Origin of the sequence: Kribbella sp. CCNWLW201, assembly GCF_037203805.1 — a bacterium.
Taxonomy (GTDB): Bacteria; Actinomycetota; Actinomycetes; order Propionibacteriales; family Kribbellaceae; genus Kribbella.
The window spans coordinates 150,529-169,691 of sequence record NZ_JBBCBQ010000004.1; the positions used below are offsets into that span (position 1 = coordinate 150,529).

Genomic DNA, 19,163 nt, shown 5'->3' on the forward strand with positions numbered 1-19,163 from the left:
CAACCCGCCCAGAACACCCCCACAACCCTTCAACCACGAAGGCTTAACAGCCCCTACCGAGTGGCGCCGGTTAGATGAACTGCTCCAAGAAGGCTCGCGCGTACGGTGTGTCGACGCGCTGGTAACCGCCGGTCGCGTTGCAGGTCAGTGAGTTCACGAAGGAAGCGTCACCGGCCACGAACCGGCCGAGGAACACCGGCCCGCCGGAGTCGCCGAAGCAGGAACCGCCGCCGGCCTTGGAGTCGCGGTCGTTGATCTGGAAGGTGACGACCTCATCCTGCACGTTCTTGAGGAACGACGTGGTAAAGCGCCGCTCCGGTACGACGATCTGTGACTTCTTCGCGCCGATGTCAACGCCATAGCCAACCAGAGTGAACGTCTCGTTCTTCAGTGCGCCCTGGTTGCCGTCGAGCGTGCCCACCGGAAGCAGCGGCGCCGGCGTGATGCCCGGCCACTTCGAAGCGGCCGGCGCATCCAGCACCACGACACCCTGGTCGTGCTGCTTGGAGATCGACAGCTTTCCGGTCCAGCCGGGATCGGGGTGTGCCGTGCCGGTGATGTAGTTCGCCGCGCGGGCCGCACGCTCCTGCGGGGTGATGCCCTGCGCGAGCGGGTCGAGTGGCAGGTCCGTGTTGAACGAAACGTAGACGTTCGTCGCCGGGCTCGCGCCAGTGTCCCCGGTGCAGTGGCCCGCAGTGAGCACTACCGTCGGCGAGATCAGCGTGCCGGAGCAGCGGAACCGACCCGATTCGGTAGTGAAGCGAATGACGCCGACGTTGGTGTGCACCTCGTCGCGCTGCCCGCCGGTGATCGCCGCGGCCGGCTGCGCGATGAGCAGCATGCCGGCAACAAGTGACACAGCGCTGAGCACGCTCGCCAGTCGGCCGACCCGAACTCGTCGCATCATGCACTCCCCTCACCCGATCATCACCCGCAGTATGGTCAGGCCTCGTCGACACCTGCAATACCGCAGATCTCGTTGGACCGTGTTCCCCCGCTTGCCGACCTGACTCTGGGGCCGGTCACCAGGACTGGCATGCCTCCGTCGTTCATGGGCGGCCCTGCGCACTGCTGATCAGTCCGGGCGGCCCTTGCGGCGGCGGCTGAGGGCGCGCTCGGCCTCTCGGGTTGCCTCGCGTTCGGCGAGGGCGTGGCGCTTGTCCCAGGTCTTCTTGCCGCGGGCCAGGGCGATCTCCACCTTCGCGCGACCGTCCTTGAAGTAGAGAGTCACCGGGACGATCGTCAGCCCGCTCTCGTTGACCTTGCGCTCGATCTTGTCGATCTGGGCACGATGCAGCAGCAGCTTCCGCTTGCGGCGTGATCCGCCGTCGAACCAGCGGGCCTGGGAGTACTGCGGGATGTGCACGCCGTGCAGCCAGATCTCCCGGTCCTCGACCATGGCGAAGCCGCCGACCAGGGACGCCCGCCCGGCCCGGAGCGCCTTCACCTCCGGCCCCTGCAGCACGATCCCCGCCTCCCAGGACTCGCCCAACTGGTAGTCGTGCGCAGCCTTACGATTGCGCGCCACCACAGGCTCGGCCTCAGGCTTCTTCACACGCCGATTCTCCCCCAACAACCCGACCGACCTGCCGGCCAGCCACCGAAAGCCGCATCCGATAGGTGCCCCGGCAGGATTCGAACCTGCGACGCACGGTTTAGGAAACCGACGCACCCCACCGACATGGCCATCTGCAGGCGTAACCAGCCACCACCAGTTCAGCCAGTCTTGACTCCAGTTGACTCAGACCGAGCCCTCTTTGTTCCCCACGGTGTTCCCAGGCTGAACTGGTGAGCGGGAGGCGGGTGGCGCCGCGCGGAAGGCTGAATTGGAGCGTTTGGCCGGTTCGAGCCAAGGAAGGGCGGAGTTGGCGTCACGCGATGTCAGGCCTTCGGTGACGAGGCGGCGCAGCTCTATCGGCCACGTCGGTCGGCCCTCGCTCAAGCAGGGGGTCGGTAGGTGAGCATCTAACGGCGGGGCGCGTCCTGATCAACAGTTTCCACCGCGAAATTGGGCCTGCCAGCAGCAGTTTGAGACGCCTCGACTCGTCGAGCGCAAAGGTGGAAACTGAGGAAGTCCTGCCTCTTGCACCGAGATGAGGAGGGCAGGCAGGCATGGTGGGCTCCCTGATCCGCACGCCCGATCAGCGGCTTCGGGTGTTTGTCAGTTCTACTCTGGCGGAACTGTCGGAAGAGCGCGCCGCCGTGCGCGAGACGGTCGAGCGATTGCACCTGGCACCGGTGATGTTCGAGCTCGGCGCGCGTCCTTACCCGCCCCGTGACCTCTATCGGGCGTACTTGGAGCAGAGCCAGATCTTCGTTGGCATCTACTGGCAGAGCTACGGATGGGTGGCTCCCAGTGAGACGGTTTCTGGGCTGGAGGACGAGTACAGCCTGTCCCAGGGCTTGCCTCGGCTGCTGTACGTGAAGACTCCCGCGCCGCAGCGCGAGACACGGCTAGACCAACTGCTGCAGCGGATCAGGGACGACGACACGGCTTCCTACAAGCCGTTCCGGTCGCCCGACGAGCTCGCACGCCTGGTGGGCGAGGACCTGGCACTCCTGCTCAGCGAACGGTTCGCGACGCCGAACCTGCCCACTGGCGTGGTCACGTTCCTGGTCGCCGCGGCCGGCGGATCCGCCCAATCATTGGCCGGCGACGACAAGACGGGAGCCATCGCGAAGCTGCACGACGTCTTGCGGCGGGCCACCACGTCGAACGGTGGATACATGTTCAACAGCGTGGGCGTGTCTGTCGGCGCTGCGTTCGCGGAGCCGCTGGCTGCCGTCTCGGCGGCGTTCGATCTCGAGCGCGCGCTGGCCTCGGCGGAATGGGGAGAGCTGGAGCCGCCTGTGGTCCGCGTCGCGTTGCACAGCGGGGTGGCCGAGGTGCGCGACAATGGCTACTTCGGCGCCTCGCTCGAGCGCGCGGCCCGACTGCTGACCGCAGGTCACGGCGGTCAGGTGCTGGTGTCGTCGGCGGTCGTCGATCTACTGGGAGAGACGCCGCCACCTCCGCTCAAGCTTCGGTCGCTCGGCGTGCACCGGCTCTCCGACCTGGGGCGCGCCGAGGAAATCCAGCAACTCGTCATGCCGGGAGTGCGGTCAGATTTTCCGCCGCTGCGGACCCTCAATCGCCGTCGCCACAACCTGCCCGTCCAGCTCAGCAGCTTCGTCGGCAGGGATCGCGAACTGGCCGACGTGAAACGCGCGTTGGATACCGGGCGCCTGGTGACACTGACCGGTGTCGGTGGGTCGGGAAAATCACGCCTTGCGCTTCAGGCCGCCGCGGACCTTGTGGACGATTTCCCCGATGGTGCGTGGCTGGTCGAATTGGCGCCGCTCACTGAAGCCGAACGGATGCCGTCGGCGATCGCCAACGTGCTGGCGATTCCCGAGAACCCGCGCCGACCCTTTGTCGAGACGCTCGCGGACGAGTTGCAATCCAAGCGCTTGCTCATCGTGCTCGACAACTGTGAGCACCTCCTGGCCGCCACTGCCGACCTCACAGCGTCCTTGCTGCAGGCGACCCACGGCCTACGCATCCTCGCGACCAGTCGTGAGGGGATGGCAGTGCCGGGAGAGGTCATCATCGCGGTGCCGTCCCTCCCCGTCCCCACGGACGGAACCGACGTGACGGACCTGGCCGATTTTCCGGCCATTCGACTCTTCGCCGAGCGGGCACAGGCGGTAAACCCGGGGTTCGCAGTCACACCCGCCAACGCAGCGGCCGTAGCACATACCGTCAGGCGCCTGGATGGGATTCCCCTCGCCATCGAGCTCGCCGCAGCTCGGGTCAAGGTACTGTCCCTCGAGCAGATCGCCTCTCGTCTGTCTGACCGCTTCCGCCTGCTCAGCAGCGGCGCCAGGACCGCCTTGCCGCGGCAGCAGACGCTGCGCGCTGCGATGGACTGGAGCTACGACCTGCTCACACCGGCCGAGCAGAAACTGCTGCGGCGCCTATCGGTCTTCATGGGGAGTTGGACCATCGATGCGGCGGAGACAGTCTGTGGCGGTGACGGCGTCGACGCTGCGGACGTACTCGATCTGCTTGGCAGGCTGGTCGACAAGTCACTGGTTGTCGTCGTGGAGGGCACTGACGAGAACCGGTACCGATTGCTGCAGACCGTACGCCAGTACGCGCGCGAACGCCTGATCGATGCGGATGAAACCGACGTAGTACGTACCGGACACCGCGACTGGGGCTGCTCGATCGTCGAAGCCGCCGCCTCCCACATTCGGGGTGGCGAGGAACAGGCGCGCTGGCTCGACCGACTTGAATCTGAGCACGACGACATCCAGGCAGCGCTGGAATGGTCGTTGAGTCAGCGCGATGCAAACACCAGCCTCCGCATCGCGGTGGGTGCCGCCTGGTTCTGGTATTTGCATGGTCACTGGGACGAGGCCCGCAGATCGCTGGAGCAGAGCATCCGCCTGGGCGGGGCAGAGCCGGCCTTGCGGGCGAAAGCCGGCGCGTGGACCGCCATCTTCGCCTGGAAACAGGAGGACCTGGCCCGCGCGAGAGAGCTCGCCAAGGCGAGCATGGACGAGCTGTCCGGCGGCGGGGACGAGGGTGAGGGACTCACTCTTCTCGCGCTGGCTCTGGTCGCCATCTCTCGGACGCAGCTCGAGCAGGCCGATGAGTACGCCCGGCGGGCGCTGAGCGTGTTCCGTGCGCAGCAACACACTTGGGGTGTGACGACGTCGTTGCTGGTGCTCGCGCACATAGCCAGAAACCGGCAAACCGGCGACGTCACCGCGCTCCTGCGGGAATCAGCGGACCTGCTGGCTTCCGGATTGGACAACTGGGGCCGCGCGCACGTGCTTAACCTGCAGGGCTACGAGGCCTTGCGCAGGCTCGACCTCGACCTTGCGAAGGACCTTCACCTCGCCAGTCACGCGCTTGCCAAGGAGCTGGGAGATCGCGCGGGGCAGGCTGAGAACCTCCTCGCGCTTGGCCACATCCACCTGCTGCGCGGCGAGAACGAGGACGCCACCCGCGTGCTGGGTGAAAGCAGGTCCCTGGTCGAGAAGCTCAATGATTTCCATCAGTTGGCGCATACCGACCAGGCGCTCGCATTGCTGGCCGTCTCGCGCGGCAGCGTTGCGGACGGCGATGCGCTCCTGGCGGACATCGCCACACGGTTCGTGGAGATGGGGAGGGCGCCGATGGGAGGCGCCTACGCGATCGGCCTGGCAGACATTTACCGGCATGGCGGCCGGCCAACGCTCGCAGCCGTACTGCTGCGGCACGCCCTGTCGCTCCTCGACGAGAGCCAGAATCCGGCGGAGTACGCCCGGGCCCGTCAGGAACTGGCTGCGCTGGAGGGATCCGCCACCGATGTGGGAAAAGGCCAACAAATCCGCTCTTAGGAGGAGACCATGGCCGACAACACGCACGACACCTCCGCCGACACTGACCTCTTTCCGCAGGAGGTCGACGCGCTCGACGACGCCACGACGTCCACGGTGACGGCGCTGTCCGACGGCGCAGTTTACGCACTACGCATCGCCCCGGTGCGCAAGCGCATCGCCGGCGGGCTGGTGCGCATGCTCGCCTACAACGGATCGATCCCCGGACCGCTGTTGCGGGTGAAACAGGGGACGACCGTCACCGTCGAGGTGACCAACGATGCCGATCTCGCACAGACCGTCCACTGGCACGGCCTCCGGCTGGAGAACCGATTCGACGGAGTGCCCTACGAAACCCAACAGCCGATCCCCGTCGGAGGTCGATACACCTGCCAACTGCGGTTCCCGGATCCCGGCCTGTACTGGTACCACCCGCACGTCCGCGAGGACTACGCCCAGGAGATGGGCCTCTACGGCCAGATCATCGTCGAGTCGACCGAGCCGGACTACTGGCCGCCCGTCAACCGGGAGATCCCGCTGACGCTCGACGACGTGCTACTGGAAGACGGTCGGATGCCGGCCTTCCACCGATCCGGACCCACCTACACGATGATGGGGCGCTTCGGCACCGTCCTGCTCGTGAGCGGAGAGACCGAGCCATCCTTCGAGGTGACGGTCGGCGAGGTGGCACGCCTCTACCTCACCAACACCGCCAACACCCGCATCTTCAACGTGGCGATCACTGGGGCGACGATCAAGCTGGTTGGGGGTGACAGTGGGCGCTTCGAGCGGGAGGAGATCGTCGAGTCGGTCATGATCGCGCCATCCGAGCGCGCGATCATCGACGTCCTCTTCGAAGAGCACGGCACGGCCGTGCTCCAGCACCGCACTCCCGACGACTCGTCGACGCTCGCCACCTTCACCGTTGCGGAGGGAACGCCGTCACCTTCGCTCATCGACGCCTATCGCGAGCTGCGCTACGACGAGGCGCTCACAGCCGAGCGGGCCGGACTGGCAGAGTACCGCGACCGTGCTCCCGACAAGACCCTGCAGTTCGTCGGAGAGATGGACATGAGCGGGATGGATATGAGCGGGATGGACATGAGCATGGGGGAGATGGAGCACGAGGACAGGGGCGCCGATGAAATGGAGCCGATGTCCCAGGCGGAAGCTACGGACGAGGGCGTCGAGTGGGAGGACACGATGGCGGAGATGAACGTGATGTCGAACCGCTCGAACATGTCTTGGAAGCTCGTCGACACCGCGACCGGCGCGGCCAACCGTGAGATCTCATGGGACTTCCGGGTTGGCGACCGGATCAAGATCCGCCTCGACAACTCCGTCGGGTCCGACCACCAGATGCACCACCCGTTCCACATCCATGGCGCCGGTCGTTTCCTGGTACTCGATCGCGGCGGCGAACCGGAGCCCAACCTGGTCTGGAAGGACACCGTGCTGGTCCGCGCCGGCGAGGTGGTCAACATCCTCCTGAACGTGACCAACCCCGGACGTTGGATGGCCCACTGCCACATCGCCGAGCACATCGAGACCGGAATGATGTTCAGCTTCGACGCTCGACAAGGGGCAGAGAAGTCGCAGGTGGCGCCATGAACGACAAGACCATCGCCTTCGTGCTCTACCCGGGACTAACCCCTCTGGACCTCATCGGACCACTGCAGGTCATGAGCGGCCTGGAGACCGCCGAAGCAATGTTCGGCGTCCAGCCCCGGCACCACGTCGTGGTCGTCGCCGAGAGCCTCGACGACGTCCCCACTGACACCCCCGTCCGCATCGCCGCCACGTCGACCCTCGACGAGGTGCCCGAACCGGACGTGGTTCTCGTCCCCGGAGGCGGCGCGCCCACGCTCCGCCAACTCGCCAATCCCACACTCCTCGACTACCTGCGCAAAGTCGACCGCACCGCCGAGGTGATCGCTTCCGTCTGCACGGGTTCGCTGATACTCGCAGGAGCGGGCCTCCTCGAAGGACGCCGAGCCACCACTCACTGGGCATACCACCGATTCCTCAACCGCCTAGGAGCGACGTACGTACCGCAGCGCTGGGTCGAGGACGACCGGTATCTGACGGGCGCCGGAGTGTCAGCAGGCATTGACACGGCCTTACAGCTTGCGGCCAGGTTGACCAACGACGACCTCGCCCGGGCGGTACAGCTCGGCATCGAGTACGACCCCCATCCACCCCACGGCGGCATCGACTGGACCCGAGTCGATCGCGACATGCTCGCACCCCGGGTCGAGGGATTCGCGAGGGAGGCACTTGCCGAGCACCCCGCGATGCTGGGCCGCCTCCTCGGATGACAGCCGAGAGGTCGGTAGCGCAGTCTCACCAGCCCGCCAGGACGAACGGCGGCACCGACCTAGCACCCACGCGCGCATTTCACTCGGATAGGCGTGCCGCATCTCATCCGGGCAGCGCGCCGAGGGTGCTGCATCCCCCTGCAGTTCCCTTCCCGCGGGAACGACCTTGGCCGAGGCGTTGCAGGACTCCCTGCGCGGATCGATCATGAGGCGTTGATTGGGCGGTGCGCCGGTTCCGTTCTGAGTCGTCCGCGCCTCCCTGGGGAAGGGGAATCAGATGAGGAAGTTTGTGCTGCTCGTGGGGGCCGTGCTCACGCTGTCGCTGGGGTTGCTGACCCCAGCGACAGCGGTCACACCCGGCGCGCTGACCCCGGCGGCGGCCTCTGCCAACTGCCAGGCCTTCTTCGGCGTCGCAGCTGGACCTGAGCCGCTGTCCGCCTGTCAGTGGGACATGCGTTCGATCGGAGTCGGTGCGGCGTCGTACGCCAACGCAACTGGTGCCGGCGTCGACGTGGGGGTGATCGACAGCGGGGCCGACTTCACCCACCCCGACCTTGTCGGCAGCATCGACGTCGCTCGGTCGTGCTCGTTCATCTTCTCGACCACGCCGACGGCCGACCCGCGGGAGGTCGCCAACGGTGACTGTAGCAACAAGGCCGCAGCGCAGGATCTGCAAGGCCACGGCACGCACGTGTCCAGCACGATCGCAGGCCGGGTCAACGGCGTCGGCATCGCCGGCGTGGCACCCAGCGCCAAGATCGTGGCCATCAAGGCCTGCACCATCGCGGGCTTCTGCTTCGCCGACTCGGTGGCTGCCGCGCTTCGGTACGCCGGTGACCAGCGCCTCGACGTCGTCAACCTGAGCCTGTTCGCCGACCCGTGGCTCTACTTCTGCGGCAACGACGCCGAGCAGCGAGCGATCCTCGCGGACCTGCGGAGTGCTGCACGGTACGCACAGCAGCGCGGCGTCGTGGTCGTGGCCGCGGCCGGCAACGAGGCGCAGGATCTGGGTCACCCGACCACCGACACCATCAGCCCGGACTGGCCGCCGGACACAGCCGTGACCCGCGAGGTACGCAACAACTGCCGAGTCACGCCTGCTGAACTCCCCGGTGTGGTCACGGTGTCGGCCTCTGGCGTGACCACGCTGGCCAGCTACTCCAACACCGGAGGTCCGACCGTGGACGTGACGGCGCCAGGCGGCGACGCGGCGCAGACTCCTGGTACGACGTTCGGCCGGGTCCTTGCCGCCTGGTCGAGCACTGATGGCACCGGCCAGTGGGAGGCACTGGCCGCCGCCGGGCGCGGGGTCGAGGACGCCAACGGCGCCCGCTGGGTCTGGATCAGTGGGACATCCATGGCATCGCCTCACGTGGCTGGGGTGGCAGCGCTGATCCGTCAGCTCCACCCCAACTGGAGCCCGGGTGCCGTGGCAGCGCAGATTCGGCGCACTGCGACGCCGACGGCATGCCCGGCCGTCTGGCCGGCCGACGACGTCCGCCAGTGCACCGGCGGGCCGTCGAGCACCACCTTCTTCGGCGCCGGCATGGTGAACGCCTTGGCGGCCACCTCCTGACACCGAAGCGCTGAGTGGGGCGGGCACCAGCCCGCCCCACTCTCGCCGTCTGTGACTCGAAGTCCCGCGCTCGTCGCGACCGCCGACAGGGGTTGCTCAGGCCGAGGCTGGGCCAGCTCGCCAGGCGTCGACGGCGACGTCCACGATGTCGGCACGAGGTTCCTCTCGCCCAATCTGGTCTAGCGGAATCCATTCCGCGTAGTCCGTGGTGCCATCCACCTCGACTTGAACGGCCGGGGCCTTTCCGGCTCTCCGGGTGCGGTAAACGAGTGCACCGCCAAGGGCTCAGGAAGAACTACCCGGTGACCCGTCTCTTCCAAGACTTCGCGGATGACGGCCTCCTCGACGGATTCGTCATACTCGACACCTCCGCCGGGGAGGGGCCAGCAGGGTTCGCCCCGACCAGTGCCGTTGTACCAAGCGAGGAGGATCCGCTCGGTCTCGTCAACGATCAGAGCGTAAGCCGCGAGCCGCGTGTGGTACTCCGTAAAGTGCACTCGGGCCATCGTATTGCGACAGATCGAGTACAACGTGATGCGTGACGAGGACCGGCTTCGCTTCGTCCGCGATTGCCAGTTCCATCTCGAAGTCTCCAACAGGCCGGATCTCGCGTTGCCGTCCGGCGCAGCGGCGGGCACAACGTCTTGACCTCGGGTGCGTGTCGCTGGAGCGTGGCGATGAAAGCGCTCCACCGCCTACTCGCCCGAGGAGCTCGTCATGCGTTTGAGTGAATCACCACGTAGCATCTGGGCGCGCCGGACCACTCACGCAGCGATCGCAGGCGCACTCGTCCTTGCACTCGCCGCCACGCCGTCCGCTGATGCCGGGAGAACCGCCTTTGCGGCCGACCCGGGCCTGACGTCGTACCCGACGGATGCATTTGGCCGTCCGCTGATCAGCAACACCGGGCAGGCCTATCTCGACCCGAAACTGCCGGTGAGGTCGCGCGTCCAGGATCTGCTGAGTCGGATGACACTGGAAGAGAAGGTCGGCCAGATGACGCAGGCCGAGCGTGGCGCCGTCTCGGACGACCCGTCACTTGTCACCGCCTGGCGGCTCGGTTCGGTGCTGTCCGGTGGCGGCTCGGTGCCGACGCCGAACACCCCGCAGGCATGGGCTGACATGGTCGACCGGTTCCAGGCAGCCGCGTTGCGGACCCGATTGCAGATCCCGCTGCTGTACGGCGTTGACTCGGTCCACGGTCACGGAAACTTGCTAGGGGCAACGGTCTTCCCACACAACATCGGCCTGGGCTCGACCCGGGATCCGCGACTGGTCGAGCGGATCGAGCATGTCGTCGCCGAGGAGACCCGCGCGACCGGTCCGCAATGGGCCTTCGCACCCTGCATCTGCGTTGCGCGGGACACCCGCTGGGGAAGGACCTACGAGAGCTTCGCCGAGGATCCGGAGTTGGTCACCCGGTTCGCGTCGGCCATTGGAGGCTTCCAGGGCACCCGGCTGACAGACGCCGACCGGGTACTGGCGACCGCCAAGCACTACGCCGGTGATGGCGACACCGAATTCGACACCGCGGCCGGCGACTACACCATCGACCAAGGTGTGACCATCACGAACCGGCACGACTTCGCGCGGATCGACCTCGCGCCGTACCAGGCCGCCGTACGACGTCACGACACCGGCACCGTGATGCCGTCGTTCTCCAGCGTCGACTGGACCGAGGACGGCATCGGGAACCCGATCAAGATGCACGCGAACCGTGAACTCATCACCGACGAACTCAAGGGCAAGCTCGGGTTCGACGGTTTCGTGATCTCCGACTGGGAGGGCATCCATCAGATCCCTGGCGACTGGCCGACGCAGGTCCGGACCGGGGTGAACGCCGGCACCGACATGTTCATGGAGCCGTTCTCGGCGCTGCAGTTCGAGACCACCCTGCTCGACGAGGTTCGGGCCGGCCGGGTGTCGCGGGCGCGCATCGACGACGCCGTACGACGGATACTGGCGAAGAAGTTCGAGTTGGGCCTCTTCGAGAAGCCGTACACCGACCGCACGCACATCGCCGAGGTGGGGTCTGCGGAGCATCGGGCGCTCGCGCGCGAGGCCGTCGCGAAGTCGCAGGTGCTGCTGAAGAACACCGGCGGTCTGTTGCCGTTGCGGAAGGACGCCAAGGTGTACGTCGCCGGCCGCAACGCTGACGATATGGGCAACCAGGCGGGCGGCTGGACGCTCAGCTGGCAAGGCGCATCGGGCCAGCACCGGGTGCCCGGCAACACGATCCTCGAAGGCATCCGGCAGGTCGCTCCGGGTGCGCAGGTGACGTACAGCAAGGACGGGTCGGCCCCGACCGCGGGCAGTGATGTTGCGGTCGTGGTCGTCGGCGAAACGCCGTATGCGGAAGGCTTCGGCGACGTCGGTGGTCCTGAGTGGGCGTACGACCCGGAGGACGGTGGAGTGCCGCGCGAAGCGAAGAGCCTCGATCTGCAAGGTGTGGACCAGGCCGTCATCGACAAGGTGTGCGGTGCGATCGCCAAGTGCGTGGTGCTGGTCGTATCCGGCCGACCGCAGGTGATCCCGCCGGCGCAGCTCAGCACGATCGATGCCCTGGTGGCGTCTTGGCTTCCTGGTTCACAGGGTGAGGGCGTGGCCGACGTAGTGTTCGGCCGGCGTCCATTCACCGGCAAGCTGTCCCACACCTGGCCGCGCAGCGCCGACCAGGAGCCGATCAACATCGGCGACCGTGACTACGACCCCCTGTACCGCTTCGGCTGGGGTCTCCGAACCACCGTCAGCCGCTAGACCGATGCGCGTAGGGATCGACTTTCTGTGAGCACGATCCGGAGAATGCCACGGCAACGGCCCGCAGCCAATCGAGTCGTACTCGGTCGTCGCCTGCCCCGTTCACGACCTGATCCGGCTCACTGACTCCGGCGGCCGCGAGTCGCGGCCGCCGGAGACCAGATCAGCGCCGGCCCAGCCGATCGCGACAACGCTCGAGCTAGCGCCTCACCCGTGTCGGCACGTCGGCCCGCCCCGCCGGCCTGGTCTCGTTCGTGGTGCTGTTCGTGGTGCGAAGTGGTGTCAACCCATGCGAGAAGACGCGCACAACCCCCTGCCGCTGACGTGGCTGGTGATCTTGTCGGTTGCCGGGGCCGCTGGGTTCGGGATGGGCCTGATGGCCGGACCGATTGGCGGTGTCGGTACAGCGCTCGGCGTGGTCGGTCTGCTGAACAAGATCGTCGACTGACGGCACGTGCCGGTCTGCCTCAGGTCCCCGCGGCCTCCCACCCGGCCCCCAAAGCAACAAGCCCCGAACCCAATGAGGGTTCGGAGCTATGCCGATGTCCTGAGACATCACCATTGTGCCCCCGGCAGGATTCGAACCTGCGACGCACGGTTTAGGAAACCGGCGCACCCCAGCGACATATGCCCCTCCAGGCGTGTCTAGCCGACTCCAGTTCGGCCGATCTTGACTCCAGTTGACTCGGATCGACTCCTCTTTGTTCCCACGCTGTTCCCACGCTGAACTGATGAGCGTGCGTACCACGGCCGTCCCCACCGTCGACCGCCGTCTGCGTCGAATGGCACCCCGAGGAAGCGGGGCGGGTTGTGCGGGTTGTTCCAGACGAGCTCTGAAGCTGAGTGTGAGGTCGTCGGCGACGTCGCGCGTCAGTTCGAGTATGGCTCGCGGAACTCCACACCTGCCGGCTCTGCAGGTATGGAGTTGCGAGGATGCTGTCCGGAAGGGGTGGGTCGAGTGTTAGCGAGTGCGAGCCCGATCACGAAGGAGAAGGCCCTTTGTGAACTGTGGACCGCGATTCCGATGAGGGAACTACGCCAGCGACGCGAGGGCAGGGCCTCGGCGAACGTCGACCAGGAGCGTTTGCGGGATCACCCACGGCTCGTGCAGGTGGTAGCAGGCGAAGAGCACGCCGTTGACCAGCCAGTCGGCTCGGCCGAACGTCCCCATCCGGGCAGGAGGAGACCTCGGAACAACAGCTCTTCGCCGAGAGCGGTGTTGAAGATGAACACGATGATGAGGAGGGCGAACCAGATCCAGTTGCCGGACATCCACGCCTGCCCGCTGTCAGACGCGAAGAGGAGACTGTTGTCGCGGGCAACCGGAGTAGGAAGTGATGGCAACACTTCTTCGAGGGCCAGCAGCGCCATCAGCGGCACTACCATCCACCAGAGCCGGTTACTACGAGTTCCGGTGCGTGGGCTGACCGGGGCGTTGAGCCACAGTGCCGCCTTGACGACTGGCCAGCGCAAGTTGCCTTTGTCCGCGTCGTACGACGATGAGAACAAGGACGAACTGCCAGATCAATCCAGCCGCGAGGCACAGGATGAGTGCTTGTGGAACGGCCATGGGCCCCGAGAAGACGTGCGCCAGCGCGGGCGCGACGACCCAGGCGAGTACTCCCATGGGGAGTGCGGCCGCTGCCCACACCTGCAGTACGGTGCCGCGGGTCCAGGTTGGGATGTGCACTGCCCGGGTAGCGGTGTCGGATGTCGTCATGTCAGGTTCCTTCGCTGGTGAGGTGCCTGCCCTCGCAGTGACGTGGGTGATGGGCGGTTGCTGGTCATCGGTTGGCTCCCTTCTGCGTTCCGGTGCGATCATCGGGCGAAGGCGCGACGGAAAGCCCTGATCCGCCAGGTACGGCGGGGCTGCGAGATGGACGACTGGGCGCGAGCCGCGCGTCGGACCTCGCGAGCGGTACGACGCGCCTCGGCGGCACGGATCCGCTCGTCGACCTGCTGCGTGGCGATCTGGATGGCGAGATTGGGGTCGGTGATCATCGAGAACATGAGTTCCTCCTTTGTGGTTGATGCCGTCGGAGGCCGGCACCACGACGCCCGTTCGGTCAGGAAGCAGGCGGCGCGTCGGTCCGGGTCTTGGTGTGCGCCGGGGCTTCTCGCCGGGTCAGTGGTGAGGCTGCGGCTGGGCCAGATCACGGCAGACGGTCATCAGTGCGTCGAGTTGGCTCTGCGCGGGCGGTGGTGGGTCGCTGAAGTCGCCGGCGTAGTAGCCGTTGTGCGGGTGGATCGAACCGGTCCAGGTCCCCGACTCTTCTTCGATGATCAACGATGCCGCCATGTCGTCCACTTCCGTCGGTTCCGGGGCTGAGGCTGGTTCTCAGCGGTCCTGGTGACGTTCACGACGCTATGGACGCGGGCCCCCCGAGCGCGTCGTCGGAAGGCCTTGTTCGCGGCGGCACCAAGCGATGAGGGGCCGTCCGACTTTGGTAGGACGCAAACAACGATCGTGTTGACGTACGTTGACCAGGTGAGCCGAGCGCGGCTGTTCTTCTCGAAGTACGGTCTCGACCTCCTGATTGTGATTGCGGCGGTCGAGAGCGCAATCAGTACGGCGTTGCGCGACGACCCGGGCCACCCGACCGGCCCGATGCTGTGGTTCGAAGTGCTTGCAGTCACCGCCGTCGTTCTCATCCTGCTCGGGCGACGCCACTTCCCCTTCGCCGCACCGGCGGTCACCTGGCTGTTCAGTGCGGCGCTTTCCTTCCTGGACGGCCTCCTCATCGTCGACAAAGCCGGGCTCTTCGTCGCCGGAATGGGTGCTGCCCTGCTGCTCGGCAACCTGCGCCGCGACACGCAGGCACGGGTCGGCCTGGCGATCGTGCTCAGCGGCGCAGCGATCGTCATCTACAACGACCCGGATCACGCGAGAGGCGACCTCATCTTCACGCCGGTGCTGTTCGCGATCGGCTGGCTCGTCGGCTTCGCGCTACGGGAGCGAACCGAGCAGATCGAGGCCGCCGAGGAGCGCGCGACTCGGGCCGAGAGAGAGCGGGAGGCGGCGGCTCGCGTGGCGGTGGCCGAGGAGCGCGCACGGATCGCACGAGAGCTCCATGATGTCGTCGCGCACGCCGTCAGCGTGATGGTCCTCCAGGTGGGGGTGGTGCGCCACCGGATGCCCGAGACCGACACGGAGGATCGGGAGACGCTCAAGAACGTCGAGCAGGCTGGACGTACGGCACTCGTGGAGATGCGGCGCCTTCTCAACGCGATGCGACATGACGGCGACGAGCTCGAGCTCCTGCCGCACCCGGGGCTCGGCAACCTCGACTCGCTCGTGGACGACGTGCGAGCTGCGGGGCTGCCCGTACGGCTCCAGATCCGCGGTGAGCCGTTCGCGCTGCCGCCAGGCCTCGACCTCTCCGCCTACCGCATCCTGCAGGAGGGGCTCACCAACGCCCTCAAGCATGCCCGTGCGAGCCAGGCGGAGGTGGAGGTGTGCTACTCCGCCACAGAGCTTCGACTCGAAGTACGTGACGACGGCCCCGGTGGGCCGTCCACCGACGCCGGTCTCGGCCACGGACTGGTCGGCATCCGCGAGCGCGTCAGGATCTTCGGCGGGGACATGACCGCGGGCGCCTCCCGTACCGGCGGCTTCGTGCTCCGCGCGCAGCTTCCAATGGACGGCGGTGCCAGATGACCATCCGTGTCCTCGTGGTGGACGACCAATCGATGGTGCGGGCGGGGTTCCGGCTGCTCCTCGCCGACGAACCCGACATGGAGGTCGTGGCGGAAGGAAGCAACGGCCTCGAGGCGGTGGCCCAGGCAGCTCGCTTCCACCCGCACGTCATTTTGATGGACATCCGGATGCCGGAGCTCGACGGGCTCGAAGCGACCCGACGGATCCTGGCGGCCGATGCGTCTGCGCGGATCCTCATCCTCACCACCTTCGATCTCGACGACTACGTCTACCAAGCACTGCGAGCCGGCGCGAGCGGCTTCGTCCTCAAGGACGACCCTCCCGAGCAGCTGATCGCCGCTGTGCGAACCGTTGCCGCCGGAGATGCCCTCCTTTCGCCCGCCATCACCAAACGGGTGATCCAGCACTTCACCCGCCTCCACCGACAGGCTCCGCCGAAGGCGGTGGATACCTTGACCACCCGGGAGATGGAAGTGTTCCGCCTGATCACGCGGGGTCTGTCCAACGCCGAGATCGGGCAGGAGCTCTTCATCAGCGACACGACGGTCAAGACGCACGTCACACGCCTGCTGCAAAAGCTCGACCTGCGCGACCGCGCACAGGCGATCGTCCTCGCCTACCAGACAGGCCTGTTCGACGCGTCCGAGATGCGGCCCCAGGACCGACCTGACGGCTCATCCTGACTCTGCTCGCCCGGGTCCTCGGACCGCCGAGTCCTACCTTGGTGGGACTCCCCACTCATCGGCTGGTCGGACTCGAGCGCGACCTCATGACGACGCGCTGACGCCGCCGCGTTCCTAGCGTTGAGGCATGCAGTCAACCTCTCCAAGGAGCAACGCCATGAACCACCAAGAGCGGGCATGGACACAAGGGGGCGCTCGTCCGTGATCACCATCGACTCTCTGTCCAAGAGGTACGGCGCCAGCACTGTCGTCGACGACATCAGTTTCGTTGCGCCGGCGGGCCGGGTGACCGGCTTCCTGGGTCCGAACGGGGCCGGCAAGTCCACCTCGATGCGCATGATGGTCGGCCTTACCTCACCCACCTCGGGAAGCGCCACCATCGCCGGTCGCAGGTTCGCGGACCTTCCCAACCCAGGCCGCGAGGTCGGCGTGATGCTTGACGCTTCCGCCCAGCATGCCGGCCGCACCGGCCGCGAGATCCTCACCATCGCCCAGCGGATGATGGGGCTACCCGGCCGTCGGGTCGCCGAGATGCTCGAGCTGGTCAGCCTCACCGAAACCGAGGCGAACCGTCGGGTGGGCAACTACTCGCTCGGGATGCGCCAGCGGCTCGGCATCGCCACCGCCCTGATCGGCGACCCGACCGTGCTGATCCTCGACGAACCAGCCAACGGGCTCGATCCGGCCGGCATCCGCTGGATGAGGGACCTGCTCCGCGACTACGCGGACCAGGGAGGAACCGTCCTGCTGTCCTCGCACCTGCTGGGCGAGATCGAGGTCATCGCCGATGACATCGTGATGATCGGCAACGGCAGGATCGTCTGCCAGGGCTCCAAGACGCAGCTCCTGCAGTCCGCGGGCACCGTCGCCCGTGCCGCAGACCTGTACGCCCTCAAGCGGGCACTCGACACGTCCGGTCTCCACACCACCGTCTCGGATGACGGGGCTCTGCGCACCGAGGCGGACCCGGCGCGGGTCGGACGAGTGGCGCACGAGGCAGGCGTGGCTCTCATCGAGTTGCGCACCGCCGACGGCGGACTGGAGGAGATGTTCCTTCAGCTCACCGCCGACACCCAACGAGAAAGGAAAGCCGCATGACCGCCATCGTCATCGACCCCGTCCGTGGGCAGCGTGCCGACGTCTACCCGGTGCCCCTCTCGCGAGTCGTCAACGTCGAGCTGCGCAAGATGTTCGACACCCGGTCCGGCTTCTGGCTGATGGCGAGCATCGCCATCACCGCCCTCCTGACCACGATCGGGACGATCGCGTTCGCCCCCGACGCGGACCTCACCTATTACACCTTCGCCAAGGCGATCGGATTCCCGATGACGGTCGTCCTGCCGATCATCGCCATCTTGTCGATCACCGGCGAGTGGAGCCAACGCAGCGGTCTGACGACGTTCACGCTGGTCCCGCACCGAAATCGGGTCATCGCAGCCAAGGCAGTCTCGTCGGTCGCCGTGGCCATCGCCTCGATGCTGTTCGCCTTCGTGATCGGAGCGATCGGCAATCTGGTGGGAACCGCGATCGCCGGGACGGACGTGGTGTGGGACGTGTCGCTCGCCGAGGGCGTGAACATCGTGCTGGGCAGCCTGCTCTGTCTGCTGACCGGCACCATGCTGGGCATGTTGATCCGCAGCTCGGCGGGAGCACTGGTGGCGTACTTCGTCTACTCGCTCCTGCTGCCCACCGTCGCTGGCATCCTGGCCTCCAGCCAGGAGTGGTTCCGGGACCTGCGGTCATGGGTGGACCTCAACTACGCCCAGGCCGCCTTGTTCGAAGGCACCCTTACCGCTGAGCAGTGGGCCAACGTCGCGGTCACAGCGTCAACGTGGCTCGTCCTGCCCGCCATCCTCGGACTCCGGCTGGTCATGAAGTCAGAAGTCAAGTAGACGCCCCGCTGTTCCTACGACGGCCTCCCGTCGCTGTCACCGGCTCAGAGGCCCTGTTGCTCGACCGAGCGACAGGGCCTCCCACCTGGCCGGTGCCCGCCGATGCCGTTGCCGACGGCAACTCGCAGCACATCCGATCCCTCGCCGGCAAGGCAAGCACGCTACGGGCCTGACCCGAGCATCGACGGCTGGACGGCGTGGCTTCTTCTCGCTGCGGGCTCGTTCCGTCACTGTTGGGCTGACAGCGTACTTGTACAAGGAGGGGACCGTGATCCGTCGTACCCGGGACAAGCGCTCCACCGATGTTCGTCTGACCTTCGTCATTCCTCTCGACGCGCACGACGGCCCGGTTTCTGTGGTGGGAGACTTCAACGGTTGGACACCAGGCGCACACGCGCTCGTCAAGCGCAGTAACGGCACCCGGTCGGCGGTTGTGTCGTTGCCGGCCGGCGCGGAGGCGCGGTTCCGGTACCTCGGCGACGGCGGACGGTGGTTCGACGACCCGGATGCCGATTGGCTCGACGATGAGGGCGGTCTCGTCCGCGTCTAGGTTCGCTCGTGCGCTCCGGATGCTGGGACGGGTGCGCCGAGCACCCTGGCTGGCTACCGATGCCGGTGTTGTCCGCGCGGTCAGTTGCCGCCATCGAATCGTGGGCGGTAGGACGCAGACAACCTGTCTCGGGGTCAATGGCTTGTCGAGGTTCGGCGTAGTGTCCGCATTACGGTCGGTGAGCCCAGCGGGGTATCGGTGAGCCCAGCGGGGTAGAGGGGGTGGCCGGTGAGCGCCAAAAAGAAACAGGTGAACCCACGAATCGCGGGTTCACCTGTCACACAGCGTGCCCCCGGCAGGATTCGAACCTGCGACGCACGGTTTAGGAAACCGACGCTCTATCCCCTGAGCTACGGGGGCGGATAGACAGGGGACAGCTT

General features: G+C 66.7%; 18 protein-coding genes, 1 tRNA gene and 1 pseudogene. 11 read left to right on the plus strand and 9 right to left on the minus strand.

The annotated features are described in order from the left end of the window. Window positions 1–70: 70 nt before the first annotated feature. Both V9K99_RS19285 and smpB read right to left on the minus strand, forming a co-directional pair. A complete protein-coding gene (locus tag V9K99_RS19285; RefSeq protein WP_337322861.1) occupies window positions 71–907 on the minus strand; it encodes a trypsin-like serine protease in 837 nt (278 codons plus the stop codon). 168 nt (window positions 908–1,075) lie between these two features. Then, window positions 1,076–1,555, minus strand: coding sequence for an SsrA-binding protein SmpB (smpB, locus tag V9K99_RS19290; protein WP_337009313.1), 480 nt, complete (start codon window positions 1,553–1,555; stop codon window positions 1,076–1,078). A 557-nt stretch (window positions 1,556–2,112) separates the two neighbouring features. Here smpB and V9K99_RS19295 point away from each other — a divergent pair. The 4 genes from V9K99_RS19295 (at window position 2,113) to V9K99_RS19310 (ending at window position 9,243) form a co-directional block, all read left to right on the plus strand. Further along, window positions 2,113–5,370, plus strand: a complete 3,258-nt coding sequence (locus V9K99_RS19295; protein WP_337009315.1) for a DUF4062 domain-containing protein — start codon at window positions 2,113–2,115, stop codon at window positions 5,368–5,370. Between the two features lie 9 nt (window positions 5,371–5,379). Next, a complete protein-coding gene (locus tag V9K99_RS19300) occupies window positions 5,380–6,960 on the plus strand; it encodes a multicopper oxidase family protein (protein ID WP_337009317.1) in 1,581 nt (526 codons plus the stop codon). Continuing rightward, entirely contained in the window at window positions 6,957–7,667 is a 711-nt protein-coding gene (locus tag V9K99_RS19305) for a DJ-1/PfpI family protein (protein WP_337009319.1), read from the plus strand. Before V9K99_RS19300 ends, V9K99_RS19305 begins: the two co-directional genes overlap by 4 nt. A 277-nt stretch (window positions 7,668–7,944) precedes the next feature. After that, the gene (locus V9K99_RS19310) at window positions 7,945–9,243 is read left to right on the plus strand and encodes a S8 family peptidase (RefSeq protein WP_337009321.1); all 1,299 of its coding nucleotides are present in this window, start codon (window positions 7,945–7,947) and stop codon (window positions 9,241–9,243) included. A gap of 179 nt (window positions 9,244–9,422) precedes the next feature. On the opposite strand, the gene V9K99_RS19315 is transcribed toward V9K99_RS19310, so the two are convergent. Next, window positions 9,423–9,749 (minus strand): NUDIX hydrolase, encoded by a 327-nt coding sequence (locus V9K99_RS19315; RefSeq protein ID WP_337000998.1) that lies wholly within the window; start codon window positions 9,747–9,749, stop codon window positions 9,423–9,425. Window positions 9,750–9,960: 211 nt separating this feature from the next. Here V9K99_RS19315 and V9K99_RS19320 point away from each other — a divergent pair, with 211 nt between their 5' ends. After that, window positions 9,961–12,000 carry a glycoside hydrolase family 3 protein gene (locus V9K99_RS19320; protein ID WP_337001000.1) on the plus strand — a complete coding sequence of 680 codons (2,040 nt, stop codon included), beginning with the start codon at window positions 9,961–9,963 and terminating at the stop codon, window positions 11,998–12,000. Window positions 12,001–12,289: 289 nt separating this feature from the next. Further along, on the plus strand, window positions 12,290–12,448 hold the full coding sequence (locus V9K99_RS19325) for a hypothetical protein (RefSeq protein ID WP_337001002.1): 159 nt from the start codon (window positions 12,290–12,292) through the stop codon (window positions 12,446–12,448). Between the two features lie 585 nt (window positions 12,449–13,033). Here V9K99_RS19325 and V9K99_RS19330 read toward each other — a convergent pair. From V9K99_RS19330 to V9K99_RS19345, 5 genes and pseudogenes are all read right to left on the minus strand, one after another. After that, window positions 13,034–13,171, minus strand: coding sequence for a hypothetical protein (locus V9K99_RS19330; protein WP_337001004.1), 138 nt, complete (start codon window positions 13,169–13,171; stop codon window positions 13,034–13,036). Window positions 13,172–13,191: 20 nt separating this feature from the next. After that, window positions 13,192–13,386: pseudogene (locus V9K99_RS42750) on the minus strand (hypothetical protein); the annotation flags it as partial. Window positions 13,387–13,402: 16 nt separating this feature from the next. Next, window positions 13,403–13,720 carry a hypothetical protein gene (locus tag V9K99_RS19335; protein WP_337001006.1) on the minus strand — a complete coding sequence of 106 codons (318 nt, stop codon included), beginning with the start codon at window positions 13,718–13,720 and terminating at the stop codon, window positions 13,403–13,405. A 98-nt stretch (window positions 13,721–13,818) separates the two neighbouring features. After that, entirely contained in the window at window positions 13,819–14,010 is a 192-nt protein-coding gene (locus V9K99_RS19340; RefSeq protein ID WP_337001008.1) for a hypothetical protein, read from the minus strand. Window positions 14,011–14,125: 115 nt separating this feature from the next. Continuing rightward, a complete protein-coding gene (locus V9K99_RS19345; protein ID WP_337001010.1) occupies window positions 14,126–14,299 on the minus strand; it encodes a hypothetical protein in 174 nt (57 codons plus the stop codon). Between the two features lie 189 nt (window positions 14,300–14,488). Here V9K99_RS19345 and V9K99_RS19350 point away from each other — a divergent pair, with 189 nt between their 5' ends. The 5 genes from V9K99_RS19350 (at window position 14,489) to V9K99_RS19370 (ending at window position 18,783) form a co-directional block, all read left to right on the plus strand. Continuing rightward, on the plus strand, window positions 14,489–15,658 hold the full coding sequence (locus tag V9K99_RS19350) for a sensor histidine kinase (RefSeq protein ID WP_337001012.1): 1,170 nt from the start codon (window positions 14,489–14,491) through the stop codon (window positions 15,656–15,658). Next, window positions 15,655–16,341 (plus strand): response regulator transcription factor, encoded by a 687-nt coding sequence (locus V9K99_RS19355; protein ID WP_337001014.1) that lies wholly within the window; start codon window positions 15,655–15,657, stop codon window positions 16,339–16,341. The genes V9K99_RS19350 and V9K99_RS19355 overlap by 4 nt, the downstream gene beginning before the upstream one ends. Before the next feature lie 177 nt (window positions 16,342–16,518). After that, window positions 16,519–17,439 (plus strand): ABC transporter ATP-binding protein, encoded by a 921-nt coding sequence (locus V9K99_RS19360; RefSeq protein WP_337001016.1) that lies wholly within the window; start codon window positions 16,519–16,521, stop codon window positions 17,437–17,439. Further along, window positions 17,436–18,233: an ABC transporter permease gene (locus V9K99_RS19365; RefSeq protein ID WP_337001018.1), complete on the plus strand. Its 798-nt coding sequence runs from the start codon at window positions 17,436–17,438 to the stop codon at window positions 18,231–18,233. Before V9K99_RS19360 ends, V9K99_RS19365 begins: the two co-directional genes overlap by 4 nt. 268 nt (window positions 18,234–18,501) lie before the next feature. Beyond that, window positions 18,502–18,783, plus strand: coding sequence for an isoamylase early set domain-containing protein (locus V9K99_RS19370; protein ID WP_337001020.1), 282 nt, complete (start codon window positions 18,502–18,504; stop codon window positions 18,781–18,783). A gap of 287 nt (window positions 18,784–19,070) precedes the next feature. Here V9K99_RS19370 and V9K99_RS19375 read toward each other — a convergent pair. Then, window positions 19,071–19,143: transfer RNA gene (locus V9K99_RS19375), tRNA-Arg, on the minus strand. Window positions 19,144–19,163 lie beyond the last annotated feature (20 nt).